Annotated in this window: 6 protein-coding genes and 1 pseudogene; 3 read left to right on the plus strand and 4 right to left on the minus strand. The window is 73.1% G+C overall.

Translation table 11 applies throughout. The features are described from left to right. The 3 genes and pseudogenes from DY240_RS08990 to DY240_RS09000 form a co-directional block, all read right to left on the minus strand. A pseudogene (locus DY240_RS08990) lies at positions 1 to 739 on the minus strand (hypothetical protein); the annotation flags it as partial. Between the two features lie 470 nt (positions 740 to 1,209). After that, positions 1,210 to 2,487 carry a serine hydroxymethyltransferase gene (locus DY240_RS08995; RefSeq protein WP_119659598.1) on the minus strand — a complete coding sequence of 426 codons (1,278 nt, stop codon included), beginning with the start codon at positions 2,485 to 2,487 and terminating at the stop codon, positions 1,210 to 1,212. A gap of 137 nt (positions 2,488 to 2,624) precedes the next feature. Further along, entirely contained in the window at positions 2,625 to 3,326 is a 702-nt protein-coding gene (locus DY240_RS09000; protein ID WP_119659599.1) for a GNAT family N-acetyltransferase, read from the minus strand. A gap of 88 nt (positions 3,327 to 3,414) precedes the next feature. Between DY240_RS09000 and DY240_RS09005 the strand changes: the two genes are divergently transcribed. Continuing rightward, positions 3,415 to 4,200 (plus strand): glycerophosphodiester phosphodiesterase family protein, encoded by a 786-nt coding sequence (locus DY240_RS09005; RefSeq protein WP_119659600.1) that lies wholly within the window; start codon positions 3,415 to 3,417, stop codon positions 4,198 to 4,200. On the opposite strand, the gene DY240_RS09010 is transcribed toward DY240_RS09005, so the two are convergent. Beyond that, positions 4,201 to 4,695 (minus strand): peptide deformylase, encoded by a 495-nt coding sequence (locus DY240_RS09010; RefSeq protein ID WP_119659601.1) that lies wholly within the window; start codon positions 4,693 to 4,695, stop codon positions 4,201 to 4,203. 84 nt (positions 4,696 to 4,779) lie between these two features. Between DY240_RS09010 and DY240_RS09015 the strand changes: the two genes are divergently transcribed. Beyond that, positions 4,780 to 6,177, plus strand: coding sequence for an MFS transporter (locus DY240_RS09015; RefSeq protein ID WP_199701127.1), 1,398 nt, complete (start codon positions 4,780 to 4,782; stop codon positions 6,175 to 6,177). 167 nt (positions 6,178 to 6,344) lie between these two features. Then, the gene (locus DY240_RS09020; RefSeq protein WP_119659602.1) at positions 6,345 to 6,734 is read left to right on the plus strand and encodes an RNA polymerase-binding protein RbpA; all 390 of its coding nucleotides are present in this window, start codon (positions 6,345 to 6,347) and stop codon (positions 6,732 to 6,734) included. The last annotated feature ends 56 nt before the right edge of the window (positions 6,735 to 6,790 follow it).

The following is a 6,790-nucleotide window of genomic DNA, read 5'->3' on the forward strand; positions in this document are numbered from 1 at the left end:
CGGCCCTGGACGGCGCCGCCGGTGCCGCATGGCTGGCCGCCCGCTCCCTCGACCCCGGCGGCGCGGCCGGGCTGCACGAGGCGCTGTTCGGCGCGCCCGCGGCGCCCTGACCCCCGGCTCCGGCGCCGTCCCTATCCGTGCAGGCCAGTTCCACCTCCACGATCGACGGGCCGGTGGCGGGCGGCCTGACGCGGCGGCTGTCGACGGCGTAGCCGTCCGCCGTGGTGGTGAGGGTCAGCGGCATGTCGGCGCGGTCGATCCAGCGCAGGAACCGGCCGTCGCGGTCGGTGCGGACGATGGCGTCCGCACCGCGGCCGTCGATCCGCACGTTCGCCCCGGCGACCGCCACCCCGCCGGCACCGTCGTCGTCGCCGCCGTCGCCGTCGTCGCAGGCGGGGCCGGTCACGGTGCCGACGAGGGCGCCCCAGCGACGCGGCGGGTCGACCGTCATCGACACGTCGACCGGGGCGACGGCGTACGGCGTGTCCTCGCGGACCCAGACCCCGCCCTCGTACGTGCCCGGCTGTGCGACGTCGGCGGCGAGGCGCAGCGTGACCTGCGACGACTCCCCCGGATCGAGCACCGCGGCGCCGCCGTCGACCGTCAGCCACGGCACGTCGGCCGGGCGGTAGTCGCCATAGGTGGGCAGCTGGTCGGCCGTGGTGACCGGGAAGAAGCCGGTGCGGTCGCTGCCGCCGACGCGGTTCAGCCCGCACGTGCTGCCGCTGCGGTACAGCACGTGCGCCGGCGCTGCCCGATTGTCTTGGCCGCGCACGCGCGCCTCAAGCGGACCGAGGAGGCGCTTCGCGCCGATGCGGACCGCTTGACCCGCGCGCACGCGGCTCAGAACGGGCAGCTATCAGGGGGACGGGGGCAATGTGGCGACGGCACCAGGCCTCTGCGCCCGTTTCGGTGTGAGTTTGGTGTCGTCGAGCGTCCACCTGGTGAGATTTCACCGTGATTCGCGGGCCATCACGAGGATTACCCCAGCGTCAACACCCCTACAGCCATGTTGAAGCTCACGTAATCCTCGTGATGCAGACGATCCTGGATGATCATCGCGCGCCGCCGCACGACAAAGTAGGGCGACACGGGCACGACAAGCGTGAGGCGTGCCCGGGTCCTTCCCGTCGTGCACCGCCATGATCGGGTGCGGTCGCGGTCGCTGACACGCCGCGACCGCACCTGATCAGTGCGTCGAGCGGTGCGTCAGCCGTCCAGGCCGGGCGTCGGGAAGCGGCCGGTGAGCTCGGTGACCTCGCCACGGACACGGGCGACCGCCGCGGCGAGCGCGTCCTCGTCGCCGCCCGCGGCCGCGGTGACGACCTCGTCGAGCCAGCGGCCGACCTCGCGCATCTCGGGCTCCCCCATGCCGCGGCTGGTCAGGGCCGGGGTGCCGATGCGCAGACCGGAGGGGTCGAACGGCTTGCGGGGGTCGTACGGGACGGTGTTGTAGTTGGTCTCCAGCCCGGCGAGGTCGAGGGCCTGGGCGGCCGGCTTGCCGGCGACGCCCTTCGACGTGAGGTCGATGAGGATCAGGTGGTTGTCCGTGCCGCCCGACACCAGGTCGAACCCGCGGGCCAGCAGTTCGTCGGCCAGCACCGCCGCGTTCGCGACCACCTGGTGCGCGTAGTCCTTGAACTCCGGCTGGGCGGCCTCGCCGAGCGCCACCGCGATGCCGGCGGTCGTGTGGTTGTGCGGGCCGCCCTGCAGGCCGGGGAAGACGGCCTTGTCGACGGGCTTGGCCCACTCCTCGGTGGTGAGGATCATGGCGCCGCGCGGGCCGCGCAGGGTCTTGTGCGTCGTCGTGGTGACGATGTCGGCGTGGCCGACCGGCGTCGGGTGCGCTCCACCGACGACCAGACCGGCGATGTGGGCGATGTCGGCGACGAGGACGGCGCCGACCTCCTGGGCGATGGCCGCGAACCCGGCGAAGTCGATGGTGCGCGGAATGGCGGTGCCGCCGCAGAAGATCAGCTTCGGCCGCTCGGCCAGCGCCAGCTCGCGGACCTGGTCGAGGTCGATGCGGCCGGTGTCGCGGCGGACGTCGTACTGGACCGCGCGGAACCAGGTGCCCGTCGCCGACACCTTCCAGCCGTGGGTGAGGTGCCCGCCCATGGGCAGCGACATGCCCATGACGGTGTCGCCGGCACTGGCCACCGCGAGGTAGGCGGCGAGGTTGGCCGGCGAGCCGGAGTACGGCTGCACGTTGGCGTGGTCGGCGCCGAACAGCGCCTTGGCCCGCTCGACGGCGAGGGTCTCGAGCTGGTCGATGACCTGCTGGCCCTCGTAGTAGCGGCGGCCGGGGTAGCCCTCGGAGTACTTGTTCGTCAGCACGGTGCCGGTGGCCTCGAGGACCGCCGCGGACACGTAGTTCTCGGACGGGATCAGCTTCAGCGTCTGCCGCTGCCGCTCCTCTTCGGCGGTGATGAGCGCGGCCACCTCGGGGTCGGCGGCCTGCAGCGCGGCGCGGGCGTTCGTGGTCATGGCGAGAGCCACATCCTCTCGATGTGTCGGTGTCTCCCGAGGCACCCAGGCGCGCGGTGCCACGGCCGTCCGCTCCCCGGTGGTCGGTTCCACCCCGTGCCCGGTGGCCCGGGCAGCTGCGCCAGTCGCGACGGGCATCACTCTAACGGGTCGACGCTCGCCGCGGGCGACCCGTGACCGGACCAGCGGGCCGTCGCCATCTCCGCCTCGACCCGCCAGCCCAGGCGCTCGTACAGCTTGCGGCCCTCCTGCGACGCGACCAGCAGTCCGTTCCGGGCGCCGCGCTCGCGGGCCGCCGCCGTCAGCGCGCCCATGACGACGGAGCCGAGCCCGCGCCGCCGGTGCGCGGGGACGGTGAAGATACGGTCGGCGACGGCGTCGACGTCGCCCGCGCCGCTGAGCGCCAGGTGACCCTTCGCCGCCAGCGCCCGCGGGTCCCCGTCGGCCGTCACGACCTCGGCGACCAGGACCGGCGGCCGGCCGCTGAGCCACACCTCGTACCCGTCCGGCGCGCCGGACCCGGGCTCGTCGCCGAGCGGGCGTGACATCAGCCACTCGGGCGCGTGGACCTCGAACCCGGCGGCGACGGCGGTGGCCTCGGTGCGCGCGCGGTCGGTGGTGGGCGCGGTGAGCCAGCGGCTCGGCCCGGCGACCCGGCCGGCCACCTCGGCGTAGAGCTGCGGCTCGGGTGTCAGCAGGATCGTCTCGGTGATTCGGTCGGGCAGCCCGATGCGGACGGTGACGACGTCGCCGTCGACGCTGCTGCGGTAATCGCGCGCCGTCACCCAGCCCGCGTGCCAGCGCAGCAGCACGTCACGCAGGTCCCCGTCGTTGCTCACGTCGCCTCCCGTCTCTCTTTTCCCTCGTGGCGCTCGCCGCCGCCGGGGACCTCGCGGTCGGCCTCGAGGCGGCCGCTAGCCTGGCCACGTGGCCGGCATCCATCCGTACCTCGACCGTCCCGGCCCGCTCGCGCTGGCCCATCGGGGATTCTCCCTCGACGGGCTCGAGAACAGCATGGCGGCCTTCGCCGCGGCGGTGGAGCTCGGCTACGAGTACGTCGAGACCGACGTGCACGCGACGGCCGACGGGGTCGTCGTCGCCCTGCACGACGCGACACTCGACCGCGTCACCGACCGCACCGGCGCCGTCGCCGCCCTCCCCTGGTCCGAGGTGAGGCGGGCACTGATCGGCGGGGTCGAGCCGGTGCCGGCGCTCGAGGACCTGCTGGGCAGCTGGCCGGAGCTGCGGGTGAACATCGACGTGAAGTCCCCCGGCGCCGTCGCGCCGCTGGCCCGCGTGCTCGATCGCACCCATGCCCACGACCGCGTCTGCGTCGCCTCGTTCTCCGACGCCCGCCGGCGGGCCGTGCTGCGCCGGGTCGCCGCGCCGGTCGCGACGTCGGCCGGGCAGACGCTGATCGCGGCGTTCGTCGCGGCGGCATCCACGCCGGGCGCGCGCCGGTTCGCCGCCACCGCCCTGCGCGGCGTCGACTGCCTGCAAGTGCCGGCGACGTTCCGCGGCCGGGCCGTCGTGACGCCGGCGACGGTGGCGGCCGCACACGCCGCGGGCAAGCAGGTGCACGTGTGGACCATCAACGAGCCGGCACAGATGCGCCGCCTGCTCGACCTCGGCGCCGACGGCCTCATCACCGACCGCGCCGACCTGCTGCGCGACGTGCTCGAGTCGCGCGGCCAGTGGCGCCCGGCGTCGTGATCAGGCGTTGAACCAGGCGCTGCGCCGGATCTCGCGCATGGCGCCGCGACGCGTCGACGGCTCCAGCCGCTGGATGTAGACGATGCCGTTCACGTGGTCGGTCTCGTGCTGCAGGCAGCGGGCCAGTTCGCCGTCGCCCTCGACGCGGATCGGCTCGCCGTCGGCGTCGAAGCCCTCGACGGCGGCCCAGGCGGCGCGCGGGGTCGGGAACCAGAGGTTCGGCACCGACAGGCACCCCTCCTCGCCGTTCTGCTCCCCCTCGGTCGCGACGAGGACGGGGTTGAAGACGACGCCGCGCTTGCCCTCGAGCCCGTACGAGAAGGCCCGCAGCGGCACCCCGATCTGCGGCGCAGCGACGCCGGCCCGCCCGGGCAGGTCGAGGGTGTCCAGCAGGTCCTGGGCGAGCGCGCGGCTCGCCTCGCCGAACTCCGTCACCGGGTCGGCCACCGTCCGCAACACCGGGTCGCCGTAGAGCCGGATCTCCCGCACCGTCACCGTCGTCGTCTCCTCATCACTCGTTCGCGGCCGCGACATCGTGTCGTCTGGCCACGACTGCCCCGTACCCGATACCGTCCGCGCGTGACCCGTGTTCTCGCCCCGCCCGGCCCGCTGGCCGACCCCGTCGAGCGGGCCAGGGAGCACCGAGCATGGTACTTCTACGACTGGGCGAACTCGGCCTTCGTCACCACCACGGCCACCGTGCTCTTCGGTCCGTACCTGACGGCGGTCGCCGAGACCGCGGCATGCGGCGAGGCCGGCACCACCGACGATCCGTGTCGCGGCGACCTGTCCGTGCTGGGCGTCCCGATCGCCGCCGGGTCGGTCGCCGCCTACACCGTCACGTTCGCGACCATCCTGTCCGCCATCCTGCTGCCGATCGTCGGCGCGATCGCCGACCGGACGGCGAAGAAGCGGCACCTGATGGCCGGGTTCGCGTGGACGGGGTCCGCGGCGGCCGCGTCCATGTTCTTCGTCGCCGGGGCGAACTGGCAGCTCGGCGCCGTCCTGCTGGTGGTCGCGGCGATCTGCCTGGGCTCGTCGATGGTGGTGTACGACGCGATCCTCGTGCAGATCGCGCACGAGGACGACCGCGACCGCGTGTCGTCGCGCGGCTGGGCGTTCGGGTACCTCGGCGGCGGCCTGCTGCTGGCGGCGAACCTCGCCCTGGTGACGCTGGAGCCGTTCGGGCTGAGCCGCTCCGACACCGTCCGGATCAGCCTGCTGTCGGCCGGGCTGTGGTGGGCGGCGTGGACGATCATCCCCTACCGCCGCATCCACGACCGGCCGCCCACCGGCGTCGAACGGGTCGGCGGCAGCGCCACGCGGCAGGCGTTCGGCCAGCTGCGCGAGACGCTCCGGCACGCCCGCGGCTACCCGCAGACCTTGCTGTTCCTCATCGCGTACATGCTCTACAACGACGGCGTCCAGACGGTGATCTCCGCGTCGTCGATCTACGGCAACCGCGAGCTCGGCCTCGGCGAGGACGTCCTCATCATCGCCATCCTCATCGTGCAGTTCGTCGCGTTCGGCGGCGCGCTGGCGCTCGGCCGGCTGGCCAACCGGTTCGGCGCCAAGAACGTCGTCATGGCCAGCCTCGTGCTGTGGACGGTGGTCGTCGGGGCCGCGTTCTTCCTGCCGGTCGAGCAGGTCGTGCCGTTCCTGATCCTGGCGGTGGCCATCGGCTTCGTGCTCGGCGGCAGCCAGGCGCTGTCGCGCTCGCTGTTCAGCCTGCTCGTCCCCAAGGGCAAGGAGGCGGAGTACTTCAGCCTCTACCAGGCCGCCGAGCGCGGCACGAGCTGGTTCGGAACACTGGCGTTCGGGCTGGCGTTCCAGCTCACCGACAGCTATCGATGGTCGGTGTTGGTGCTGGTGACGTTCTTCGTCGCCGGCCTCGTGCTGCTGTCGAGGGTCGATCTGAAGGCGGGCATCGTCGCGGCCGGCAACCGGGTGCCGCGGTCGGTCGAACGTTACCGGTGAGGAACATCACGTCGCTCAGATTGCATTATCACAGGGAACGCGGAACATTACTCCCCGGCCGTCCGTTGTCATCATGTCGTTGTGATCGGGTACGACGTGATCACGGCGGCAGAGGTAAAGGACCGACGTCTCGTCCCAGGGGCCACCGCCCCGGAAGGGTTTCACACATGTCTGAGCGTTCCACCCTGCGCGGCTCCCGCCTCGGCGCGACGAGCTACGAGGACGAGCGCGGCGTCGAGTTCGCCGAGCGCCAGACGGTGGCCTACAGCTGCACCGCCGGCCACCGCTTCGAGATGACCTTCTCGACCGAGGCCGAGGTGCCTGCCCTGTGGGACTGCCCCCGCTGCGGCTCCGAGTCGCTGCGCGTCGCCACCGACCGCCCCGAGGAGGCACCGGCCAAGCCGGCCCGCACCCACTGGGACATGCTGCTCGAGCGCCGGTCCATCGAGGACCTCGAGGCGCTGCTCGACGAGCGGCTCGAACTGCTGCGCTCCGGCCTCATCCCCGGCGCCGCCCACCTGGCCGACCGCGGCGCACGCCGCAAGAAGACCGCCTGATCGTCCGTCTCGTCCGCTGAACCGCGCCTGCCCCCGGGAGCCACCCGGGGGCAGGC

Origin of the sequence: Jiangella rhizosphaerae (assembly GCF_003579925.1) — a bacterium.
Classification (GTDB): domain Bacteria; phylum Actinomycetota; class Actinomycetes; order Jiangellales; family Jiangellaceae; genus Jiangella; species Jiangella rhizosphaerae.